We start from the raw sequence: 23737 nt of genomic DNA, 5'->3' as shown, positions 1-23737 counted from the left end.
GGATGGTCTGCCCCGCTACCTTTCTTACTCGTAAACGACGTATGCGCAAGGGTTGCCACGTCGCTGAAACCTTTGTCGGCAATGCGGGTTATCCCGGCGCCGTCCGTTGTTTAACCGATGCCTTGCCCGTCCCCCAAAAAAATAGGAATCCGTGGTAGGGGTGTTTTTCAAACCTCCCGTATCCAATCATGACAGGCGTTCCGCCTCTCAATGATTGCAAGCACCAGTTCAGCGAGGGTAACCCCCTCGCTATTTTTTTTGGGCCCGATCTGGATCTTTACCCAGCCGGTTATGGAGAAATGAATCTGGCGGGGACCCGGCCTTGCCATACAGGCGCAACGGCATACTGAACCCCCATCTTCGCAATAGGGGGTTCAAAAATAACCCCCCATTGCGCCGCCAAATAATCTGAGACGATGATGCTGTCATCGAAATGGGGAAAGACACAGTTGCAACGAAACTCGGGCACAACCGAACGCTTCCGGTTCAACCAAAACCATGGCGCATGATCGGTGACATGGGGTCTTGGCGGTTTCATTTTTATGTAGAAACAAACCCCTTGTTGTTCGACGCGGAATAGACATGCCGCGACGTCTTTTTGTGAAATGACGCCCTTGCCGTTCCGAAACCGGAATTTGATGCCTTGGGGCGAAAATTGGACCGTCCCCAGCATTCATTCTGGTCGCACGACTTCAAGATACAGGAAGGGATGGGCTTGACCCTTCAAGACAATTGATGGAACCACCGTTCACGTCCTTTGTTATGCAACAACATGTTATCCAAGACCTTTTGCCGTGTTTGGTGTGCCCGTTCAGGTAATCCACCCAAGCATAAATTCAAGCGCGTCCCGGCGACAAGCCGGGCAAGTCTGTTTGTTTTCCGGCCAGTCGGAGCTTAAAGCGCCGACAACCCGGCAGTGGCTACAGGCTTGGTTGGCGAGTTCGAAATGCCGGTTGAGTCCCTTGGTCGGTCCCAGGACCGACATCGGTGACCATGGGTTCTCTAAATGAACATCCAATTGTTTCAAGGCATCCATGGCGTCATTCTCAACAAGTTGCGAATAGGAACCCGCTTCAGAAATCAAAGGTTTGGACCATGTTTCCAAGCGATCCGACTGGATGGGTCCATAAACCGGATTGGGTTGCGGGGGTAGTGGCTCGAAATGAACCTCGCCGACAAAGTCCGGGTTTAAATCCCGCCAGCCTGCCTTGGAGACTTTTGTCGCCAAGACAAGTGGCAGGTTAGCAACCTTTTGCCTGATTTCTGCCAAGTTGAACCCAAACATCGTGCGCAATTGCTTCATGAGGATTACCTTCCAGCGGGGTTCGTAACCCATTAAAAGGACATCGTAATAAGTGAAGCTCGGGGGGCCGCGATCCGCGAGTGCATGGAGCCGGCGATGCCACGTTCCACAAGCACTGCAAACCAAATAGGTCACCGAACCATAGCCTTCGCTGAGATCAAAAAAGTGTTCCCAGCCAACGGCGAAGCTGAGAAAACAAGCCTTGCAGTGGTATTCAATCGGCATGTTTTTCTTTGGGTTTCCTTCATTGGGATTTTTTTGTTGGGAGGGGCCTTGGTTCAACTTAAGAAGCGCGATAACTCGCGGCGATTTTGGCTAAACCTCTGGGCTGCAACGGTCTGTGAAAATGCTCACCGCACCCAATGGGTGCGCGTCGTGCGCGACCCCGGCCCGCTTTTTCCAAACCATTTCGCTCCAGATCTTTAGCCAAAATCTCTCGCTCTTATCGCGCTTCTTAGGTTCAAGAGCCCTACTTGGCAGTCTTTCGCCTCTCATTGATTGTCGGCACGCATACAAGCCCTACTTGGCAGTCTTTCGCCTCTCATTGATTGTCGGCACGCGTGCACCGGGACCACGCTTTTTTGGCCGGAAACCTACCTTGCGTAACCTAAGGTGTGCAAATCGGTTGGATGCAATTGTGTGTGTTACCCAAGCGTGAACCGGCATTTCAGAACGCGAAACTAAGGAACAACGGGAACAGTGTCGATCCCATGCGGCCAATGTCGGGTACCATCGCGACCAGGTTGGAAGACCACCGCGCATCCTTGACCCGGGTGGGGCCGACGCGCTGAGAGGCCATACGGCCGACGGGAAGACTGATGATGCATGAACGGTTTCGCCGCCGACCGGCACTGATTTTAGCGCGCCACCACCCGCGTCAAGGACCGCTCCGAGAAAAAATCGGTACCTCCCAACCGAGCTAGCTCGGCTGGGCGCCTCCAATTTTTTCTCTCCGCTTGCGCTAGACTGGGTCGTTCGGCCTCCTAGAATCCTGATGTTTACGAGGGGAGATACGCTTGTCGTGGCCGAACTGATGCAACCCGGCTCACCGCATTGCTCACCAGGGATTCTGCTACGGTGTAACCCATTCTATTGAATGAGCTTGCTATCCGCGGGGCGACCATCCGCGGGGCGGCCATCCGCGGGGCGGCGCCCCGCTTTACTCTGTCGCGCAATTCGGGACGTAGCGCTACTCCGCCGAAAGGGCGGACCCGCGAATGGGCGGCCACGCGAATGGGCGGACCCCTGTGACATGGCTTGGTCGTCATCTTCGTGCGCACACGGCGTTCAGCTTCTTATGACGAATCCTCGTAAGCAATGCAGGCTAGATGGGAACCCGTCCGGCCTCCTGGAATCCTGATGTGTTCCAGAGAGGATGCGCTTGTCGTGGCCTGATGCAACCCGGCTAACCGCCTCAGCTAAATAAGTGGGAGCGATAATCATAAAAACGATGAAGATTATCGGTGGCGCTTTGTAACCATCACGCGGCGACCCATCAACATAAGTTACCACCGCAACCATAAGGCGTTCAGGCGCCGAAAGAACCATCATCCACATCCCAAAAGTGCTTGCAAAAGGTTACACAAAACGCTCCATCAAACGGGTGAATTCGGGTTCGTCGTGGAGACCGGTCCAGTCCGGGTCTTGGGCGACTTGGCGCGGCAACACGGCCCGCTCGCTCAGGCAACGTTCCAGCACGGTCAGCGCTTCGCTGCGTTTGCCGCTGAGTGCCAACACACAGGCGTAATTGTAGTTGCGGTTGATCGGAATGCCGGTCAGCGATGAGAGCTCGTGGATGATGGCTTCGGCCTCATCGGCCAAAATGCGTTCCTGGTCCGCGTCGGACGCCATTTTTAGGAGTTTTTTGGAACAGTTAAGCGCCATCGACAGCAGTTCTTTGTGGTGTGGGTTGAGCAGGCGCGCCTTGCGGTAGTATGTTTGCGCGTTTTGCAGCAGATCGCGTTTTTGGACGGGATCGTCGTTGCATTTGGCTTTGAGTTCACACTGGAGCCCGTGGTTCACCAAGGCTTGGTAGGGTGCCACATCGGCTTGCAGTCCGCGTTCGTATTTGGTAAGCGCCTCGCCCCACAAACGCCGTTGCCGCTCCGGGTCGCTAGTGTTCGCCGCCATTTGGTCGAGCAGGTAACCCCAGTTGCGCCAAGCCGCGTAGTTGTCGGGTTGGGCCTGGGTGATCTGCTTATAATTGTCGGCGGCCTCGGTGAGCAGCGTGTTGGCCTGTTGGGGTTGCTCGGCCAGAAATGCCAGATGGGTCAGTTGGTGGGCCAAGGTCGTGTAAATCAGATGGTGGCGGCTGCCCGCGGCGGCGGCGCGTTTGAGGGTGCTCACCGCTTGGAGGTGGTATTCGCGACGGCGATCCACGTGATGGGTGGCGTCGGCGAGGGCGGCCAGCTCGGCGCCGAGGTTAATCAGCGAGGGGAGGTGCTGCCGATCCTGTGCCAAAGCCTTGTGGTAATAGGAGACGGCGGCCTGGCGGTATTCGCGAACTTGGATTGGGTTGTCCACGGCGCTTGCCAGTCGCCCCAACTGCTCGGCAACCCGATAGACGACGTCGGCACGGGCTGAGACCTGGTCAAATGCCCGTTTCAAGGCGCCGAGGGCGGTTTCCAAATGTTCTCGACGCTGTTCCCCGGTTTCCGCCACCTCGGCTTGGCGGTTGTGTTCGTCGGCAAGACTTTCGAGGCATGCGATGTCCGCCGGCGTGGCCGCGGTCTGCGCTTCGAACAAGGAGATTGCGCGGGCACGGAGGGTGCGGCGTTGTTTCTGATTCGCCGCGCGTTTGGCTTGTTTCGAAAGCACGACGGCATGGTGGAAAAGGGTTCGGTCGCCGGGTTCGGCCAATGCCTCGGCTTTTTCAAAAAGGCGCTCGATGATTTCGGCAAGGGCGCTGTCAAAGGCGGGGTCACCCAAGAGTTCGGCCAGATGGTTGAGGCGGCCGGCCATGCCCACGTAGGGAATACGGGCGGGGCGTAATGGTGCTTCAAGACTTTTGCGAAAAAGCGCCACGGCCTGATCCAGCGCTTCCCGCCGGTTGGTTTGGTCATGAAATGCGGTGTAACAAAGCTGAACCCCGACGTTGTAGGCGGCGAACGGATCCGTTGGTTCCTGTTTAAGAACCCTTTGAAAGACGGCCAGCGCTTGCTTGTGGCGCTCGAGCGCGGCGTCGCCGTCGTTCTGCAGGGCGGCCAGGCGGTGGAGTTGGTGGCCCCAATCGGTGAGTGCGTTGGTGGCGGCCGGATTGAGTTGGTACACGCCGCGAAACTTGCCGGCGGCGGCGTGGTGATAGGCCTGTTTTTGGCCGGGATCAACACAAATTTCGGCCAATTCTGCCAGCGAGCAACCCCACTGATAAAGCGCGGCAATTTTTCCCGGCTGAAAACCGAGCGCTTTTTTGTAGTAACCAAGAGCTTCCAGCAGGGCGGTGCGTCGGCCGGCGTGGGCCTCGGTCAAGCGGGCGATGGATTCGGTTTGGAAACCCAACTGGAACCAATCCTCGGCTTCTTCAGGTTTAAGGGCGAGTGCGGCCTGGTAATGGGACGCGGCGCGGCGGTGGTTTTCGATTTGCAACCGGGTTTCGCCGCCCAATTTGGCCAAACCCGCGAACACGCAAGCCATCCCGACTTGGGCACCATGGCGTTGACCGTCCAGACTCAGGGTTTTCTCAAAAGCTTGGCGTGCCTCGCCTAAGCGGTGGCGGGTTTTGCCGGGATCGTCGCCCGCATCCGCCAAGCGCAGCCAGGTGAGGCCTAGGTAGTACCAAGTGGTATCGTCTTCAGGTGCCGAGGCCAGCGCTTGTTTGTAGTGATACACCGCGCGATCCAGGGTTTCCCGACAAGCGACCGGGTCATCCAAGGTAAAGGCAGACTCGTCCAGATGGTAGGCCAGTTTGAAATGGCCGCTGCCCGCGTCGGGTTCCATGCGCACGTACATTTCGAACTCGATCAGGGCCGCCAAACGCAGCCGCTCCCGCTCGTCCGAGTCCTTGGTTAGGGTCGAAAGCTGCTCGTGTTCGTAGGCGCAGTTGTAGTGGACAAGATGCATGTCGGGGTTGAGTTCGAGGGCGCGTTGGTAGTGTTCAATCGCCTGGCGCCGTAGGGTACCGATGCGTTCAACATCGGGGTACAAACCGGCCAGGCAGCTTTTTTGGTAGCCGAGATGGAAAAAGGCACGTTCCTCGTCCGGGTCTAGGACGGTGGCGTCTAGATAGCGCTGGACCGCCTGCTCGCGGTAGCCGCGGCAAATATCGTCCCGTTTGGCGGCTTCGGCCAAATCGTCCCAGTGATGGCCGAGCATGAGCGCGACATCGGGGCGGTCCGGGTCGAGGGTAAGCAGGTTGTCGAGCAGGCTGATCGCTTGTTGCATATAGCGCGCCTGTTCGGTGGGGTCGCTGAGTTCTCGGGCAACCGCGGCCAATTGCCCGGCGCATTTTTCGAGGGAATCCACATCGCGTTGGCGAATTTCGGCGCACTCACCGTAGTGGCGCGCGGCTTCCTGGAACAGTTGCGCCGCTTCTTCCGGTTCCTCGGCGAGGCGGGCCAGTTGAAAGAGTTCGTTACCCCAATTGTAGTGGGCGTTGCCCATGCGGGGTTTTACGGCCAGTGCTTCGCGGTACTTTTCGATGGCGGCGCGACGCAAAGCGCGTTGTTCAGCGGGTTCCTCGGCCAATACGGCGTCCTCACCGTATTCGTAGGCAATGCCGAACAAGGCGGAGGCGTCGTCCGGCGCCAATTCCAAGCACCATTCGTATTTTGCCAAGGCCTCGCGTCGACGGCGCCTGGCTTCCTCGGGGTGTTCCGCCCATTCGGCGGCACTGCTGTGGGTAAACCCCCACAGGTAAAAGAAGGCGGGGTAGGCCGGGAAAAACGGTGCTATGTTTTCCAGCATTTCGAGCGATTGGACGACCAGTCGAAACGCTTCATCGGCATCCTCGGTGGCTTGGGCGGCGGTTGACACGGCTTGAAACCAGGCGATGCGGTCGTTTTCGCTTAGCCCATCCTCTTGCGCCACATCGGCGTAGGCCTCGGCGGCGGCTTGGGCGGCGTCCTCGGCGCGGTGGTGGTCCATATCGCGCAGGGCGTTGATCATTTCGGCTGAGGCGCGGCGTGCGATAAACAGGGTTTTTACGCTGGGCCGTTCCACCCAACGATCCAGTTTCTTTTGGAAGCCGCGCCCACGGGCGACGAGATGGTCGACGGCACGTTCTAATGAAAACACGCGACAAAACTGGAACAGTGCGAACAGGCGCTCGCAAAGGCGAATACGTTCGAAGCAGAAGGGGAGGGTTACGGCTGCCTCGGCACGGGTCAATTGGGAAATCACCGATTCGACCTTGACCGGATCCTCCGCCGCCAGGGCGTCGAGCATGTATTTTTCGACCGGGCTCAGGCCGTAACATTCGTCCAGCATCGGCAATAAACGGCGCAAGATGGGATGCTCTTGGCGCAACGGGTAAGCGCGACCCTCGCCGGGGGAATACGGCTTGAGCCAATGGAAGGCCTGTTCCTCCGGGTCCTCGAGACGGAGCGCCGTGTCACAGAGCAGGCCTACTTCGCTGAGGACCAGGCCGTTAAGGGCCTGGTCGGTCAGGGAGAACCAGGCAAATACATCGTCTTGCGCAATAAAGCGGCGCACCCGCGCCGCGGTTTTGGGACGGGCGTTGAGTTTTTTGACCGCGTCCTCATTGGCGAGCAAAAGCGCCAAGACCATGGCCGATTCGGCTTCAACCCGCGGCTCGCCGCATTCGGCGATGTCCAACATCGCGGCGAGAGCGTCCTCGCATCCGTGTAAAAAAGCAAAAAAGTACAGGTCGACCAACACCACGCGTTCGGCCGGCTCGGCTTCCTCGGCAATGCGGCGCAATGCGCTGAGGGTAAGGTGTTCGGCGTCTTCGCCGGATTCAAATACGGCGGCGATTGCGGCCCCGCGCAAGTGGGGTTTCACCGGATGCCGGGGTTCTCGATGGGACGGGGTTAGGGACTCGGCGAGGCGTTCGTTCAGCTGTTGGCGAAATTGTTCACGCTGATTTTCGAGGGCGCCGAGCAAGCCGAAATTTAAATCTTCCATAGATACTGTGAGAACTCCGGGCAGCGCAACGCGGGCGGTTACGGTGCAATATGCGAGCGACCGTTGCCGAAACGGTTGAGACTCAGTTCCGCCAAAGGACGCGGGATTTCGTAAATTAGCGCTTTTTGGCGCGGATCTCAACAGTTTTACCATGGGTTGGTCGCGGCTGCCGGGCTTTTTGTTTAGGAATACACCAGATGGGCGGGGGCGGCGAATCCCGACCGGTTAACCCGCATTTCTCACAAGGAATTCTGCTACGAAGCCGAAAACCATGCGCTTGCGAGGGGGCGGCCTTCCGCATTACTCGGTCGAGCGCCTTCGCCTCAGCTGCTACGCCGAAAGGTCGGCCCCGCGAAAGGTCGGACCCGCGAATGGTCGGACCCGCGAATGGTCGGACCCGCGAATGGTCGGACCCGCGAATGGTCGGACCCGCGAATGGTCGGACCCGCGAATGGTCGGACCCGCGAATGGTCGGACCCGCGAATGGTCGGACCCGCGAATGGTCGGACCCCTGCGCCGTGGCTTGGTCGTAATCTTCGTACTCACAAGGCTTTCTGCTTCTCGCGACGTATCCTTGTGAGTAATGCGGGTTAGCCCTCGCTTGGTTCGGCCGCGGCCCGTTGCCGCACGGCCTCGAAGACCACCGCGGCGGTGGCGGCGCCGACGTTGAGGGAATCGAGGCGGCCGGCCATGGGTAGGTACACCAGGTGATCACAGCTTTCTTGGGTGAGGCGGCGCAGACCTTTGCCCTCGGCGCCCATCACCAGGGCGAGCGGATCGCGCATGTCAACCGCGTGCCAGGGTTTGGCGCGTGGATCCACCGCGGTGCCTACCGTCCAGACCCCTCGTTGTTTGAGGTGGTCGATGGTTTGACGCAGGTTGCCGGCTTCAATGAGGGGAACCCAGGCAAAAGCGCCCTGGGAAACCTGGGCCACGGTTTGGTTGAGATGGATGGCGCGGTGTTTGGCCACCACGAGCCCGTGGACGCCCGCCCCTTCGCAGGTGCGCAGGATTTGGCCCAGGTTCATGGGATCTTCGACTTGGTCAAGCACGACGAGCAGCGGGGTTTCACCGCGTTCGACGAGGTCGTCGAGGAGCTCGTCGAGATCGGGCGCCTCGGGAAGTTTGACAAGGGCGGCAATGCCTTGGGTAAGCGGACCGTAGGGTGTTTCCTTGGCGCCGGTTTCTTCAATTTGGCGGCCGTATTGGCGGATGCCTTTCCAATCGGTTTCGTTCATTTTGCGCGGATCGAGCCAAACCTGGTGGACTTTGACTTTGTCGGAGGCCAAACACTCTCGAACCCCGTTCCAGCCGGTGATATAGGCATCGCCCTGACCCACGGATCGTTTGGGCTGCGGTGCATTGCTTCGACCGCCCCCTTGTTTGCCTTTTTGCCATTTACCCGATCGCGACGATTTCATACCGTGAAACTCCCTGATGGTCTGTGCCGGCGCGCCCGGAGCCGCGTAGGTGACGCGAAGCAAGTCGCGTAGAGCACGCGGCAAAAGCCGCTTAGTTGACGCGGCAGGAACCGCGTTGGAGGAACAAGCTACCATTCCGGGCGCCGTGCGACAACTTAAACCGAATGAGCAAGAACGATTATGGGGGTTCTGCAGGCCCAGGCGCGCACCTGTCATCGGGTCTGCAATTTGGCGGCCGTCACGCGGCGGGTCCCCGATTACGTCGTCTTTCTCTGTTGCCGGCGTATTACGGTTTTCCTAAGCATCGCCCATCTTTGTTGAGAATCACCCCAAAATCGCCCGTTCCGACCCCCAAAAGGTCCCAAGATGCGCCCACGCATTCACGACCCGTTCCAGTATCACCAACCACACAACCCAAAATCGCCGTTTCGAAACGAGGGATTTGTCCCATCCTCACCCGAAATAGCTGCTAAAGTACCCAACGGTTTCCTAAGCGCACGACCCCCTTCAAGTGTCGACTTCCCCGGTCCCATCCTTCCCAGAACCTGCCGGCGCGGAGGCATTGTGGAGCTCCTTTTCGATTACAATTCGGTCGCCTGTCTGGCTTCGATCCTCCTGGGCGGGGTTTTATCCTTCTTCCTCCTGCGCATTCCCAATAAATCGACCAACACCTGGCTATTAACCTGGGTTTTCCTCCTATTTACCTTCGTCATGGTTGACACCCTGATCATGCTGGCCGTGCACGCCGATTGGACCACCAACGGGGTTTACCTGCTGGTCTTACTCGATGTGATCCTGGCCTTGCTGATCCAGTTTGCCTACCGCTTCCCACGCAACGACTTCCCCCGCGAAGCCCGCGTCGCGCTGTGGGTCTCACTCGCCAACGCCGCCGTGGTCGGTCTCATGATCGTGCGCACCCTCGATTTCAATGAACACGGCTGGCTCGCCGACTTTACCGACGCACTGCTGCCGATCTTCTACATTCAAGCCGCCCGCTTGCTTACCTACCTGTGGTTCCTCAGTATTTGGGTGCGCAAACTGATCCGCCTCGAGGCCCATCTCGGCCGCCCGATCTGGCTGCGCATTTTCAACCCCGAAACTGAGGACGGCTGGTCGATCCGCGCCTTTCTCGCCGCTTTTGTTACCGGCCTCTTCCTTTGGCCGTCCCAGGTCATGGTGCAATTCCGCATCCTCACCCAAGCCCAACAGGGTTTTATTTTTGTCGTGTTTACCCTGCTGCTGTTCTCGCTGTTTTTCTTGATCTACATCAACACCAGTCCCGAACTCACCAGCTTTATGGACAAGGTCCTGGGCGTGACCCTGCTGTTCCTGTTGGTTGCCTTCACCTTTACCGGCTTTTTGTCCTGGCGGCAGGCAAGCAACGCTTATTACTCACAACGCCTGCACGATGTCGCCGCATGTCGGCGCGCCGTCAATGAAAACCGATTGGACACACTTCCACCCGAGGTCCATTACCTCGCTGTCCGTCCCTTCGACAGCCATCCCGCCACCAGCACCTACCGCATCCTCTACAACAAAGACAACAGCGTGAATCCCGACCTGCTCCACGAATGGGATCGCGAAACCTACCGTCGTCTCTCCTGGTTTTGGTCGACCCGTACCCGTTGGTTCTCCTCCTTGAACCACGGCGAGGCCGCCTTTCAAACGGAAATCAATGTCTTGTCCGTATTCCAGCGCTTGATGCAGCGCGACGAACGCATGGCCGATTTGGATTTGGTCAACCTCCGCGATCACTACTACTTCTACCGATTTGTTCACAACGACGCCCTTTACGAAATCGGATTCAGCTACCTCGATTACCGCCGTGCGATGAACCCCACCGGGACCAACCAGGCCATGGGTATGTGCCTGTTTACCCTGGTGGTGTTGCTCAGTTTCCCGCTGTTGTTTCGCAATGCCGTGGTGACCCCACTCGAACACCTCCTCAAAGGCGTGAAACGCGTCAACCAGGGCGATCTCAGCACGCGGGTACCCATCCGCGCCCGCGACGAGCTGGGTTACTTGGGTGAGTCCTTCAACCACATGGTGCACTCCATTTCCCAGGCGCGGGCGCAGTTGGAAGCCAACGCCAAAACCCTGGCCGCTCAGAACCAAGCCCTGTCGGAACTGGACAAACTCAAGGATGAATTTTTGGCCAATACTTCCCACGAGTTGCGCACGCCCCTGCACGGCATTATCGGGTTGGCCGAGTCGCTCCACGGCGGGGTCGCGGGCAAGCTCCCATCCAAGGCGTTGCACGACCTCGGCTTGATCGTCTCCAGCGGGCGGCGGCTGTCCGCGCTGGTTAACGACATTCTCGACTTTTCCAAACTACAGCACCGGGATTTACATTTGGACCGCGGTTCGGTGGACTTACGGGTCTTAACCGATGTCGTGATGCGGATCGCCCAACCGCTGGTCGGCAACAAACACCTCGAACTGCAAAACGTGGTCAGCCCCAACATGGCGCCGGTTTACGGTGACGAGGACCGGCTTCACCAAATTTTGCTGAATCTGGTCGGCAACGCGGTGAAATTCACCGAATCCGGCTGTGTTGTGGTCAGCGCCCATATCGACCCCGCCACCCCAACCCACGTCACGGTTCAAGTCATCGACAGCGGGATCGGGATTTCCGCCGAAAAACAAGCCATGATCTTTGAGTCTTTTGAACAGGCCCAGGGCGCCGACAACCGCGACTACGGCGGCACCGGTTTGGGTTTGGCCATCGTCAAAAAGTTGGTCGAGCTGCACGGCGGCCGCATTTGGGTCGCGTCCGAGGAAGGTCGCGGCGCTACCTTCAGCTTCACCCTGCCGATTTCCGACCTGCCGAGCGAAAACCGCTTGCAGGAGCAGGGCCGCGCCGATGAACAGCGCCGACGCGACAGCAGCGCCTTGTTGGAAGTGCTGGAAGACGGCGAAGTACCCACTGAAAAGCCGGTGGAACCCTTGGCCGGACGCTTCAACATCCTGGTCGTTGACGACGAGGCCGTGAACCGCCAAGTGTTGGTTAATATGTTGTCGCTGTATGGCTACCACAGCGTGGAAGCTGGCGGCGGCGCCGAGGCCCTGACCCTTGCCGAGGATCCCGCCAATCATTTTGACCTGGTCCTGCTCGATGTCATGATGCCGGGCATGTCCGGGTACGAGGTGTGCCGTGCCTTGCGACAGCAACACAACATCCGCGACTTACCCGTGGTTTTTCTCACCGCCAAAGGCCGACCCGCCGACATGCAGGCCGGCTTTGAAAGTGGCGCCAATGATTTCCTCACCAAACCGATCAGCAAAACAGAACTGATTTCACGGGTTAATTTGCACCTTGCCTTGCGACGTATGGCCCTGGAGAACCTGCGCCAAACGCGCGAGCGGACACTTTTGGAAAGCGAAAACCGCCGCAAAAGCGCCGAGCTTGAAAAAGCGCGCCTCCTGCAGTTGTCCATGCTACCCAAGCAGCTTCCGAACTACGATTGGCTCGATATTGCCGTTTCCATGAAACCCGCCACCGAGGTCGGCGGCGACTATTACGATTTTCAGCCCGTCGGCCGGCACGGTTTGCGATTGGTTGTCGGCGACGCGACCGGTCACGGTTTGCAGGCCGGCACCATGGTCACCGCCGCAAAATCGCTGTTTTTGGCGCTCGCCGGCCGCTGCGAACCCCCGGAATTCCTGAAACACAGCTCCATGTACCTCGGCCACATGGGTTTTGAAGACCTCTACATGGCCATCATGCGCCTCGATTTAAACGGACTCTCTTGCCGCATGGCCTCCGCCGGCATGCCCTACGCCTTGTGGTACCGCGCCGCCGTCGACGCCGTCGAGAACATTGAATTGGGCGGCTTGCCGCTAGGTTCCGGGTTGGAAGTCGATTACGAGGCGCTAACCTTCCAACTTCAGGTCGGTGACATCTTGTTCTTGGCGAGCGATGGTCTCGAGGAGCGTTTTAACGCCGCCGGCGAGCAATTGGGTTCCCAACGCGTTGCCGCCTGTTTGCACCGACATGTGACCGCCGGAGCCGCGGAAATGATTGCGGCCATGACCGATATGGCCAACGAATGGGGTGGGGAAGTGCCCGAAGATGACGACATCACCATGGTCGTTTTAAAGGTTACGGATATCCCACCAGGTACCAGTGCTCATAAAAAAACCGTGTAAAACATGGCGACACAGTTGGTTTCCCCAAGGTTTTTAAATCGGTTCTCCCCATGTAAAAGGCTGTTTTTTTGACCCTGTTACGGAATGGAAGCGCGGCGATTGCTGTTTCCTAAATTGTGGTGCCGGACCCGGCCGATCATCTTACCTCCAAGGCAAAACCATCTTATGAAACCGACCCTCACCCGCTTTTTGTTGCTCCAGCTACTTTTCGGCTTAACCGTCGCTTGCCGACCTACGCCGACAGCAAAACCCGTGGCGGACATGATGTGGGACGAAATCGAAGCCAATGCCTTGGGTCAGCATGTCAAACTCCTGGTCTCACGGGACAACGCGGATGCCGTGAAATACCTCAATGGTTCCGTTTCGAAACAACTCCTGCGCGAATACGGCATTCGCCTGACCCTGGTCTCGCCACCCGCCAACGACACCGCGCCACTGCTCCATCCTCCGCCACAACCCGACCCCGACCTGGTATGGATGGATTTGGACGCATTTCACCAATACCGCCGCAGCCGTTTGCTGCAACCCGCCCTTGCCGCCAAAATCCCCAACGCCCGTTACATCGACTGGCGTTTTTTCGGACCCCGAATTGAATCGCCCACCATGGAACGCAGCAGCGTGTTGCCCTGGGGAAAAAATCCCTTGGTGTTGGTGTACAACCGCGACAATGTCGCCAAGGTCCCCACCAACCTGCGTCAGTTGGCCGCTTGGATCCGCGAAAATCCCGGTCGTTTCACGATTCACCGCGGCCGCGGCGGCTACCGCATGCTGCACTCCTGGCTGAAAGAAGTGTCCATGCCGGATCATTCATTGCCGCCCGACTTCAGCGAAAAAGATTACACCGCCACCCGTGACCGCTTGGCCGCTTTCATCGAGGAACTGCGGCCCTATCTGTGGATGGAAGGCAAACACTTCCCCAAGGACGCCGCCGAATTGAACCTGCTGTTCATGCAGGGCAAGGTTGATTTCAGCATTCACGAGGTCTACCCGGCCAGACGCCTAGACGAAACCCCCGTGCGTTTTCGCATCGGCACCCGCATCTGGCCCTGTCCCGAGGCCCTGTGCACCCATTTCCTCGGCGTTCCCGCCGATGCCGCCAATAAGGAAGGCGCGCTGGTGGTGCTGAACTACTTGTTGTCACCCGAGGCCCAATTGAACAAAGGGAACGCCCTGGTTTGGGGGGACGGCTCCGTGCTCGACATGGAAAAATTACCCGAGCATTGGCGCAAGCGGTTTTTGGCCCAAGACGCGGTGGATCACCAAGGCGCCTCAGAGAGCGCACCTTTGATGACACCGCACCTCGCCATGGAATACTGGGTGCGCATGCGGCACGATTTCCAAGAAAAACTAAAGAGCCAACCCTAAGCGCGGCATGCCGCTCTTTTTCCGCGGGAACCGCGCGGCATTAGCCGGCTTTCGGTTCGCTTAAAAAAGCGTCGCGGTAGATTTGGGCCAAATCGAAGTGTTTCGGATTCTGTTGAATCAATTTACTGATCTCCTGGCGCCAGCGACGGGCATTACGGCGGTTTTTGAACAAACCCACCAAATGTTTGGCGACAAAGGAGAGTTTGGTCCCCAGGGCAACCTGCTCCTGGGTGTAGCGGTTCATCGCTTCGATTAACGCCGCTTCACCCATCGGCACTTGTGCCGGCTCACCGAAAACCAGCTCATCCGCCCGGGTGAATTGTTCCGGCTGGTGATAAGCCGCGCGGCCCATCATCACACCGTCCACCTGCTGCAGGTGCTCAAGCACCTCGTCCATGGTGCCGATCCCGCCGTTGATGATGATACCGAGGTCGGGGAAATCTTTTTTAAGCTGGTACACCCATTCGTAACGCAGCGGCGGTACATTGCGATTTTGGGCCGGGCTCAGTCCTTTGAGCCAGGCCTTGCGTGCATGAACAATGAAAATATGGTTACCGCATTGGCGCACCACCTCGACAAAGCGACACAGATCCTCGTAACGGTCCACGTCGTCGACGCCGAGCCGGTGTTTGACCGTTACGGGAATGGAAACCTCGGCTTGCATGGCGGCAACCACCTCGGCCACGCGTTCCGGTTCTTTCATCAGACAGGCGCCGAAACGCCCTTTTTGGACTCGGTCGGAAGGACAGCCCACGTTGAGGTTGATTTCGTCGTATCCGTAATCTTCACAAACTTTTGCCGCGGGGGCCAACACCTTGGGATCATCGCCGCCCAATTGAATCGCAATCGGATGTTCGATGGGATCAAACCCCAACACCCGGTCCAAAAAGTCGGACTTGAGGTTGTAGGTGATCGTGGTGCCGACCACCATTTCGGTGTATAGCAGACTGCGCTTGGTGAACAAACGCATCATGTAACGGTAGTGGCGATCCGTGTAGGCCATCATCGGCGCGACACTAAGGCGGTGGTACTCTTTCAACGCGGGCTCCAAGAAACAGGACGGCCCTTGTCGCTTGTGTTCCGCATCGTGGGAACCGACAAGGGCGTAACCATAAAAACGTCCGGGAAGATCCCAACCGAAAGGGGAGGGACAATCCCGGACGTTTAAAATAAGGATTTTGGGCTAAAATGCAAGGCTTATTTGCCGGCGGCTTCCTGCAGGCTGGGTGGAAATGCAAAAACGCTGTCGGGAATTTCCTGGTTCACCTCAAAGGATTCGAAGGTCATCAATACCTCTTGGCCCATCATGTTGATGCGGGTCACCATGGGAAATTGAATCGATTTATGAATGGTTTTGTAATCTTCGTAGAACGAGTCGACCTTCATTTGGCCCATCGGACCTTGGGTCGTCATCACACTTTTGAGCACCAGATTGGAAGCGGCATCCACAAACTGGGTCATTTCAATACCGGCATTGGTGGTGATGTGAATTTTGTGAACATCTTTGCCGTTTAAGGTCTCTTTGCCAAGGTAGTCCACTTTTTTGAAGTACTTGCGCCATTCCTTGGCGGCACGCAGGTCGTTGCTCAGTTGGAATTGTTCTTTTTCCTGACCTTCCAGCAGGCGGGCACCCATCATGGGGTTGCTGTCGTAACACTGATCGCCGTTGCAACCTTGTTCCGCGACCATGTTCATGCCGTTCGCGGTAAGGTTCATTTTAAGTTTGGACATGCCGCCCTCTTTCATCATGAACTCGACTTTGCCGTTCATTTGTTGGGGCATTTTCACGTTGCCGGTCATCACAACGGATTTCACATCTTCCAGATCGTCACCACCCATCGCCTTGGCCACGTTGTCCAAGACCTTGGCGGCATCTCCGGCAAAAAGCGTCGGCGCGGTGAGTAAAGCGATAAAAAGTAACGTTAGTTGGTATCGAACATTTTTTGGCTGCATAAAAGTCCTCCAGGGAGACGATGGGTGAGTGGGATATGATTGAAACCTGAAACGCGTTATGCCGTTACAGCGAATTGCGCGGCATGTGAGAAGCTGGGATTTCCCCGCCTCGTCGGCTCATTTCAGGTTATGGCGCCATGCATGGGCACCTAAATTCCGCGAAGATGCAGGAATGGTGCCCGCCGGCATCGAAGGTGAAATCTGATTCCCCGTTAAAGTTGCCCGCCGGATTTGATCCACTGGCGGGCCGCTTCCAGGGCGGCGTCCTTACCTGCTTTTAGGGAGGTGGCCGTGTGCGGTGTGACCTCGTCCGGTTCCACACCGTTGCCTTCCACATGACGGCCGCCGACACTCGTGTAGTCGGCAATGGCGTATTGGAACCGGTCGCCGTTGGGCAGGGTTTCAATGATGGAGGGCAGGGCCGCGCCCGCGCTGCGGGTACCGAAAACCTTGGCGCGCTTGAGGTCTTGTAAGCCGGCTGCCATGATTTCACTGGTACTGGCCGAACCGCCGTCGATGAGAATGGCGATGGGTTTGTCGTAGATGGGTTTTTGTGGGAATACCGCGAAGTTCAGCGTACCGCCTTGGTTGCTCATGGTCCCCAATTTACTCTGCTGCGACAGGATTCGGTTGGACAAGGCCACCGCGATGAACCCAATACCGCCGCCGTTACCGCGCAGGTCGATGATCATGCCGTCGGTTTCTTTGAAGCTGGGCAGGGTTTCGTTATCGAATTGGGTTTTGACATCGGGGATAAAGATATTAAAGGTGAGGTAGCCGATATTGTCGCTCATCACCTCGGACTGGTACTCGTAATGAACCGTCGGCAGGTTGAGAATGGTTTTGGGGCGACCCAGCGGCGGATGCATTTTAAAGGTGCGGGTCTGCTCCTTACCGTTGGTAACCGTGGTGAGTTCCTTGTCCATTCCCGGCGAATCTTCAAACAGCGAATTCAGGGTTCGGTTCATATACAAACGTCCCTGTGCCATATCACCGTACAGTTCGGTCATGTCGTCGATGACCGGCTTCAGCTTCTTGCCGCTGTGGGCGAGGATTTCTGTGCCGATTTGGATACCGCTCTCGGCATCCAGCACATTTTTGTGAACGCGGGTGACCAGCAACCTGTCGTCGACCAGGGCAACCTCAAAACCCAAGGTGCCGTTGCCGCCCCGGGTAAAATCACCCAAGGCCGTTTCCAAGGTGGCGAACCCGTCGCCGCCGTATACGTTAAAGTGGCTTTGGCCTAATTCGGAAATCATCGCGCGAATGACTTTGCGCATTTCGCCGCGCGTGCTGGTTTTCTTGGCTTTGGGTCGATAGGTTTCGCCGATTTTGATCCAATCGACACCGGTTTTTTCCAAATTCCAATGCTTTTCTTTAATGGTCGACCATACTTTGTCAAAAGATGCCAGATTCTCTTTATCAGCGGCGTGACTGGGCCAAAAAGCGGCCATAAACAGTACCAAGATTACGGGAATCAGCGCGTTCCCGCGGCGCCGGCGGGGCAGGGTAGTCGGTGGGGGTGAAGCGGCGGAAGGCCGACAACGCTGGGTCATACAAACTCCTGAGCAACATAAATTCAATCATCGCGGCCGGCGCGGGGGCCGCGGTTTAAGGTCCGGGGCGATGTCCGGCAAATGGATCAGTCTGTGTGCAACAAGGGATCTTACAGAGCCGGCGCCATTTTCTCCAGCTTTATGCGCATTCATGCTGGAAAACGGTGATCTCTTGGCCGTATTTCGCGCTTTTTTGGGTGGATGCTTTCGGAAAAGGTCGGGTTCATGCGAAACTATCCCGGCGCACCGCGCCGCTTGCTTTCCCGGGGCGAGCCTCCGTCCCAACCGAATTCACCCGATACGTGAAAGGATTCACTCGATGCGTGAAAGGATTCACCAGATGCGTGAAAGGATTCACCAGATGCGTGAAAGGATTCACCCGATGCGTGTTTTGTTCGTCTGTACCGGTAATATTTGCCGCAGCCCCACCGCCGAGGGCATCTTTCGTACCCTGGTTGAAGAAGCCGGCTTAAGCGACACCGTCGCCACCGATTCCGCCGGCATGATCGCCTACCATACCGGGGAACCGCCCGACCCGCGCTCCGCCCGTTACGCCGCCGAGCAGGGTTACCCCATCGACGATTTGCGCGCCCGCCAAGTCCAAAAAGCGGATTTCGAAGCCTTCGATCTGTTGCTCGCCATGGACCAAAGCCATCACGCCGACCTGCTCGCCATGGCGCCGGAAGGCACCGCCGACCGCGTGCGGTTGTTTTTGACGCTGGACGAAACCGAACGCGACGGCGATGTGCCCGACCCTTATTACGGCGGCCCCGAGGGATTTGCCGCTACTTATGCTTTAATTGAGCGCGGTTGTCGCCAGTGGCTGACCTGGATTTGCCGCCAAGACAACCGGTAGTTACCGATTCGGAGTCAAGACGTGGAGCAACAATCCCCCGATAAAAACACCCCCGGCGCACGTGAATTAAAAAAGCAACGCAATCGCGCCGCCATTCTCCTCGCGGGTCGCGAGATTTTTTCGACCATCGGCTATGATGCCGCCACCGTGCGCGACATCGTGCGCGAAAGCGGTCTATCGCCCGGCACCTTCTACAATTACTTCGAGGATAAAGACGCCGTTTTCCGCGATGTCATCGCCGAGGTCGTCGACCAGTTGCGCCAACGCCTCCGCCTCGCCCGTAAAAATGCCGTGACCGGCCATCAGTTCCTTCACCAAGCCTTTCTGACCTATTTCCAGTTGTTCAGCGAACATCCCCAGCTCATGGCTCTGGTCGAACGCAATCAAGCCGCCGTGCGCCACCTGGTCGGTGAGGGCCACATTGTCAGCGAGCTCTACACCGAACTCGCCGCCGACGTGGTTCAAGCCATGGACGAGGGCATGATGCCGCGCATCCCCGTGGGCTCGCTGATCATTGTGATGCACGGCGCCGGTTTCGAGTTTTTGGCGCAAATGAGCCAAAACCCCAGTCTCAAGGCCGAGGAAATCAGCCTTTTTCTGGCCGATCTTTTCTGTGGCGGCATGAAACAAGTCGCTGAAACCCGCGCCAAAAATAAGACGGCACCAGAAATGTAAAATTCTGACACGGTCGTCAAGTTTAAGCTATGTTCTTCCGAACATCATGCTAAGCTGCCACCTAAGCGAAACATGAACCAACGATAAGCGACCCATTCTCCCATGGCCGGGCGGTATCCATCACCGTCGCGGGGCGGGGTGCGCGTGTTTCGCAACAGGATTGTGATCGGTTTAACCAAACCCTCGCGCGGAGGACGCCATGAGCAGCCAACATCGTATCGCCGTGATCGGCGCCGGTCCTTGCGGCATTACTGCCGCCAAAAATTGTGTCGATGCAGGATTCAACCAAACCACCGTCTTCGACCGCAACCAATGCGTCGGAGGTAACTGGCTTTATTCAGAAGTTCCTGGCCATTCAAGCGTCTTTGAGACGACCCATACGATTAGTTCGAAGTTGCTGAGCCAATACCACGATTTTCCGGTTCCCGACCATTATCCCGACTATATGTCCCACCGGCACCTCGCCCAGTACTTCCAAAGTTACGCATCCCATTTCGGGGTGGATCGCCTGATTCGTTTCGGGACCACCGTGGAAAAAGCCGAACCGCGACCCGAGGGCGGCTGGACCCTGCGCATCCACGACGGCGAAACCACCAAAAGCGAAGCGTTCGACAGCCTCCTCGTCTGCAATGGCCACCACTGGGACCCCCGCATGCCTTCCTATCAAGGCACCTTCGCAGGGAAAATGATCCATTCCCACGATTTCAAAAATGCCGCCCCCTTTCGCGATCAACGGGTTTTGGTCATTGGCGGCGGTAACTCCGCTTGTGACGTCGCCGTTGAAACCAGTCGCGTCAGCCGGCGCACCGATATCAGCATGCGCCGCGGCTACTGGATCACACCCAAGTTCATGTTCGGGAAACCCACCGACCTGGTCAACGAGAACCTGCTGTGGATCCCCAAACCCTTCCGGGCCTTTCTCTCGGAAAAAATCCTTTATTTCATGCGCGGTTCCAATACCCGGTATGGTTTGTTGGAACCGGACCACCGCTTCGGCCAAACCCACCCCACGCTCAACTCCGAACTGTTGTACTTCCTTCGCCACGGACGCATCCGCGTCCAGCGCGACATTCAGCGCTTGGACGGCAAAACGGTTCATTTCACCGACGGCACCTCCGCCGAATACGATGTCATCATCGCCTGCACCGGGTTTCGCATCTCGCATCCCTTCCTGGATAAAGACCTGATCGACTACAGCGAAGGCCCCGTGCCGCTTTACCTAAAAGTGTTTCCCGAAAAAGTTAAAAATCTTTTTTTCATTGGTTTGTTTCAACCGCTCGGAAGTATTTGGCCCTTGGCCGAACTCCAGGCCAAAATCGTGGCCAGGTACCTTAAAGAGGAATGGCAACTGCCAAGGGAACTCGGGAAGGCAATTCAACATGAACTGGATCATCCCGATTACCACCAACTCAATACGCCGCGCCACACCATCACTGTCGATTACCACGCCTTTCGCAAACGGCTGCTGGCCGAGCTGCCGCCACTGAAGCCACAACCCGAGCCGCCGGTCACCCTGGTGGGTGCCCTGGAGAAATAAACGGCAACGCCGGGTATCCTGAGAAGGTGACATGTCGCATTGACCACAATTGATGACATTTTGGATAGCGCCCCCGGTCCGAGCCAAAGCTCAAGCCGGGGCTTTTCCGTAAATCGGTCTATAAGCCTCATTGTTCAAGCATGTTGAGAGAATAGTTGCTCCATTGTTAAAAATTGGCCTCGCGCTTGCTTTCGGAAAAAGCACCAGACTGTTTAAAGTCTCTTCTCCGAGTTCCTCACCATCGCCGGTCAATTGGGCAAGCAATTGACCGGCTTTTTTTTGCCCGGATTTCACCGGGAGAATAAGGCTTCCCGCGATGCGAGGAGGTCCATAAGCACCGGCGAAGGATGCGGTCCCCAATCGGCCGATAACCGTTCCAACATCGCGTCATAAACAGCCCGCCCTTCCTCTTTTCGGCCGCTTCGGTGCAGCATCACGGCAAACCATCCTTGAGAAGCGAGGGTGTGCGCATGGTCCGGTCCCAGGATAAGCGTGCGATGATAGAAGGCATCCTCATAATAAGCGGCGGCCAACTGGGTACAGCCGGCGCGGCGGTAGGCATCGCCCAAAAGGTGCATCGTGCGCGGGGTCGCCGGATGAGCGATCCCTTGAATCTTTTGGCGCCGTGCCAGTAAGTCTTCCAACAGCCCCGCCGCATCGGCCGCGGTCCATTCACAGGAAAGCACGCCGCGTTGTTCCCCGATGTCCAGGGTTTGCGGGTGGTTGTCACCGAGAAGACGCGCGCTTCGCTCATGGAGATCCTGGAGCAGGGTTTGCGCCGCGATCGTGCGCCCCGCGTAGATCAGGCACCGTGCATAAATCGCCTGATGTTGCAGATGTTCAGGGTGATCGGCGGCCAACTGCTGCTTCAAATCGAACGCGTCTTTTTCTAGGTGGGTCAGCGCCGCTTCGTGACGACCCAACCGTGCCTGGAGCAGGGCCCAAAGGCGACGACTGCGCAGGGTTTCGAGGTGCGCTTTGCCGAGATGGGCCGCGCGTTCCGTGACCGCCTGGGACAGGTGGCGATCTGCTTGATCGGTTAATCCGAGGTTGAGGTAGGTGTTGCCGAGGGTATGGTGAAGAAAGGCGTTAATGACCGGGTCCGTCTCCAATCCGCGATCCATATCATTGCCAAACTCGTCGAGAAGTTCAGCCAAAGCCACGTTTTTACCGTGGTTATTTGGATCAACTGAAGTTAGAAATTCAGTTAAGTGTTGCTGGGATTGGGTGGCGCGCGTCGCTTCTAATTCGGCAAGGGCAAGCCCGCGGTCCGCCCGAATTTTACCGACCGCCGCCAGAAACGCCGCCAAAACCAGCGCGGCCAACATCACCAAACCCGAGAAAACCGCGAGGCGGTGGCGCTGAAAGAACTTAGCGGCGAGGTAACGCCAGTCCGGTTTGCCGGCCGCAATCGGCCGATTCTCGCGAAAAGCCTGAATATCTTGAATCAGCGCACCGACACTTTCGTAGCGCTGCTCCCGTTCCTTGGCCAGGCACTTGCGGGTGATCCAATCCAGGTCACCGCGCAATCGCCGTTGCAGGATCGCCGGGGTAGTTGCCCGTAAATCCGCGAGGCGTTGCAAAGCCTCCGGCGGCATGTCGCGAACCCGCGCCGTGGGAGGGAGGGGTTCTTCTTCACGAATAATCCGAAAAGCCTGATTCCAGTGGATTTGGCTCAGCGTGCTCTCTGGGTGCGGCTGCGTGTCGCACAACAATTCATAAAGCAGGACACCCAGCGAGTAAATGTCGGTGCGCGTATCGAGATCCCGATCTTCAATCGTGGCTTGTTCCGGGCTCATGTAGGCCAGGGTCCCCAGCGCCGTGCCCACCATGGTGAGCACGGTTTGGGGTGCGATCCCTTCCTGGGAATCGCCTGGCGCCGTCGCTTTGGCAATGCCGAAATCAATCACCTTGGGAAGGCTTTGTCCGTGTTCATCGGTCACCAAGATATTGGCGGGTTTGAGATCGCGGTGGATCACCCCTTTTTGGTGGGAGTAACGCATCGCCTCGCACACCTTCTCAAAAAGCGCCAGCCGTTGGTCGAGGGTCAAACGGTGGTGGTCACAGAAGTCGGTGATGCGTCGCCCTTGGATTAATTCCATCGCAAAATAGGGCCGTCCTCTTTCGGTGACACCGGCGTCAAACACCTGAGCTATATAGGGATGATTCATGCGGGCCAGGGTTTGTTTTTCCTGGCGAAAGCGTTTGAGCACCCGCTGCGTGTCCATGCCGGGCTTGATAATTTTGAGCGCAACATCACGTGCCACCGGTTCTTGTTGGTGCGCTTGGTATACCGATCCGGTGCCGCCTTCGCCGAGCAGACCCTTGATGCGGTAGGGACCCACTTGTTCGGGCGGTGGTTCGTCAAAGGGTTCGGCGCGATTGAGAAATTCATCCTGTTCGGCGGCTTCATCAGAGAAAAGCATGGTGAGCACCTCGCTTTTGAGCGAGGCGTCGTCACCGCATTCGGCGTCCAAGAAGGCGTCCCATTCCGCCTTGGGTAAATCGAGTGCGCGTTGGAACAGGTCGTCCACTTGTTGAAAACGTTCAAAGGACAAATTTCAACCTCGAACGAGTAAGGCGGTAGGCCGCCCGGCGGTAGGCCGCCCCGTGGAAGGCCTCCCCCTTGGAATCGCATGGGTTGCCCCGTAGCAGAATTCCTTGTAAGCAATGTGGGCTAGCTCGGGGAAAATCCGGTCCATTCACTCTAACACGGGCTTCGCCGCCAACAGAGAAAATCTCGATACAGCTGGAACGAAGGGGAGAGGGTCCCCAACCGTTCAGCCGGCGCAATCCAGGGCGGCTATGCCGACCGTTTCCACCGAGGTAGCGAAAGAAGCC

At 57.5% G+C, this 23737-nt stretch carries 12 protein-coding genes; 5 read left to right on the top strand and 7 right to left on the bottom strand.

Annotated elements, in window-relative coordinates; genetic code table 11:
* Positions 1-811: 811 nt before the first annotated feature.
* The 3 genes from J3U88_RS28595 to rlmB all read right to left on the bottom strand — a co-directional run bounded on the left by J3U88_RS28595 (position 812) and on the right by rlmB (position 8805).
* Complete coding sequence (locus J3U88_RS28595) at positions 812-1528, bottom strand: hypothetical protein (RefSeq protein ID WP_207862437.1); 717 nt, start codon at positions 1526-1528, stop codon at positions 812-814.
* Positions 1529-2881: 1353 nt separating this feature from the next.
* Entirely contained in the window at positions 2882-7384 is a 4503-nt protein-coding gene (locus J3U88_RS28590) for a TPR end-of-group domain-containing protein (protein ID WP_207862436.1), read from the bottom strand.
* A gap of 590 nt (positions 7385-7974) precedes the next feature.
* Positions 7975-8805 carry a 23S rRNA (guanosine(2251)-2'-O)-methyltransferase RlmB gene (gene rlmB, locus J3U88_RS28585; protein ID WP_207862435.1) on the bottom strand — a complete coding sequence of 277 codons (831 nt, stop codon included), beginning with the start codon at positions 8803-8805 and terminating at the stop codon, positions 7975-7977.
* 564 nt (positions 8806-9369) lie between these two features.
* Here rlmB and J3U88_RS35110 point away from each other — a divergent pair.
* Positions 9370-12954 (top strand): ATP-binding protein, encoded by a 3585-nt coding sequence (locus J3U88_RS35110; RefSeq protein WP_207862434.1) that lies wholly within the window; start codon positions 9370-9372, stop codon positions 12952-12954.
* Between the two features lie 165 nt (positions 12955-13119).
* Positions 13120-14319, top strand: a complete 1200-nt coding sequence (locus J3U88_RS28575; protein WP_207862433.1) for an extracellular solute-binding protein — start codon at positions 13120-13122, stop codon at positions 14317-14319.
* A gap of 40 nt (positions 14320-14359) precedes the next feature.
* On the opposite strand, the gene dusA is transcribed toward J3U88_RS28575, so the two are convergent.
* The 3 genes from dusA to J3U88_RS28560 form a co-directional block, all read right to left on the bottom strand.
* Positions 14360-15358, bottom strand: coding sequence for a tRNA dihydrouridine(20/20a) synthase DusA (dusA, locus tag J3U88_RS28570; RefSeq protein WP_207862432.1), 999 nt, complete (start codon positions 15356-15358; stop codon positions 14360-14362).
* Between the two features lie 158 nt (positions 15359-15516).
* Complete coding sequence (locus J3U88_RS28565) at positions 15517-16272, bottom strand: LolA-like protein (protein ID WP_207862431.1); 756 nt, start codon at positions 16270-16272, stop codon at positions 15517-15519.
* Positions 16273-16484: 212 nt separating this feature from the next.
* Complete coding sequence (locus J3U88_RS28560) at positions 16485-17828, bottom strand: S41 family peptidase (RefSeq protein WP_207862430.1); 1344 nt, start codon at positions 17826-17828, stop codon at positions 16485-16487.
* A gap of 382 nt (positions 17829-18210) precedes the next feature.
* On the opposite strand from J3U88_RS28560, the gene J3U88_RS28555 reads away from it, so the two are divergent.
* From J3U88_RS28555 to J3U88_RS28545, 3 genes are all read left to right on the top strand, one after another.
* Positions 18211-18684, top strand: coding sequence for a low molecular weight protein-tyrosine-phosphatase (locus J3U88_RS28555; protein ID WP_207862429.1), 474 nt, complete (start codon positions 18211-18213; stop codon positions 18682-18684).
* A gap of 21 nt (positions 18685-18705) precedes the next feature.
* Positions 18706-19359 carry a TetR family transcriptional regulator gene (locus J3U88_RS28550; protein WP_207862428.1) on the top strand — a complete coding sequence of 218 codons (654 nt, stop codon included), beginning with the start codon at positions 18706-18708 and terminating at the stop codon, positions 19357-19359.
* A 199-nt stretch (positions 19360-19558) separates the two neighbouring features.
* A complete protein-coding gene (locus tag J3U88_RS28545) occupies positions 19559-20896 on the top strand; it encodes a flavin-containing monooxygenase (protein WP_207862427.1) in 1338 nt (445 codons plus the stop codon).
* A gap of 290 nt (positions 20897-21186) precedes the next feature.
* On the opposite strand, the gene J3U88_RS28540 is transcribed toward J3U88_RS28545, so the two are convergent.
* Entirely contained in the window at positions 21187-23454 is a 2268-nt protein-coding gene (locus J3U88_RS28540) for a serine/threonine-protein kinase (RefSeq protein WP_207862426.1), read from the bottom strand.
* Positions 23455-23737 lie beyond the last annotated feature (283 nt).

The organism is Acanthopleuribacter pedis, from assembly GCF_017377855.1.
In the GTDB taxonomy this organism is placed as follows: Bacteria; Acidobacteriota; Holophagae; order Acanthopleuribacterales; family Acanthopleuribacteraceae; genus Acanthopleuribacter; species Acanthopleuribacter pedis.
The sequence above is the reverse complement of the archived record's forward strand: the minus strand, read 5'-3'. Positions and strand labels throughout refer to the sequence as shown.

What these genes read in the sequence shown, in the direction of transcription:
- J3U88_RS28555 (WP_207862429.1), top strand. Translation starts at nt 18,211, where the DNA reads ATGCGTGTTTTGTTCGTCTGTACCGGTAATATTTGCCGCAGCCCCACC.
- J3U88_RS28560 (WP_207862430.1), bottom strand. Translation starts at nt 17,828, where the DNA reads ATGACCCAGCGTTGTCGGCCTTCCGCCGCTTCACCCCCACCGACTACC.
- J3U88_RS28565 (WP_207862431.1), bottom strand. Translation starts at nt 16,272, where the DNA reads ATGCAGCCAAAAAATGTTCGATACCAACTAACGTTACTTTTTATCGCT.
- rlmB (WP_207862435.1), bottom strand. Translation starts at nt 8,805, where the DNA reads ATGAAATCGTCGCGATCGGGTAAATGGCAAAAAGGCAAACAAGGGGGC.
- J3U88_RS28575 (WP_207862433.1), top strand. Translation starts at nt 13,120, where the DNA reads ATGAAACCGACCCTCACCCGCTTTTTGTTGCTCCAGCTACTTTTCGGC.
- J3U88_RS28595 (WP_207862437.1), bottom strand. Translation starts at nt 1,528, where the DNA reads ATGCCGATTGAATACCACTGCAAGGCTTGTTTTCTCAGCTTCGCCGTT.
- J3U88_RS28590 (WP_207862436.1), bottom strand. Translation starts at nt 7,384, where the DNA reads ATGGAAGATTTAAATTTCGGCTTGCTCGGCGCCCTCGAAAATCAGCGT.
- J3U88_RS28545 (WP_207862427.1), top strand. Translation starts at nt 19,559, where the DNA reads ATGAGCAGCCAACATCGTATCGCCGTGATCGGCGCCGGTCCTTGCGGC.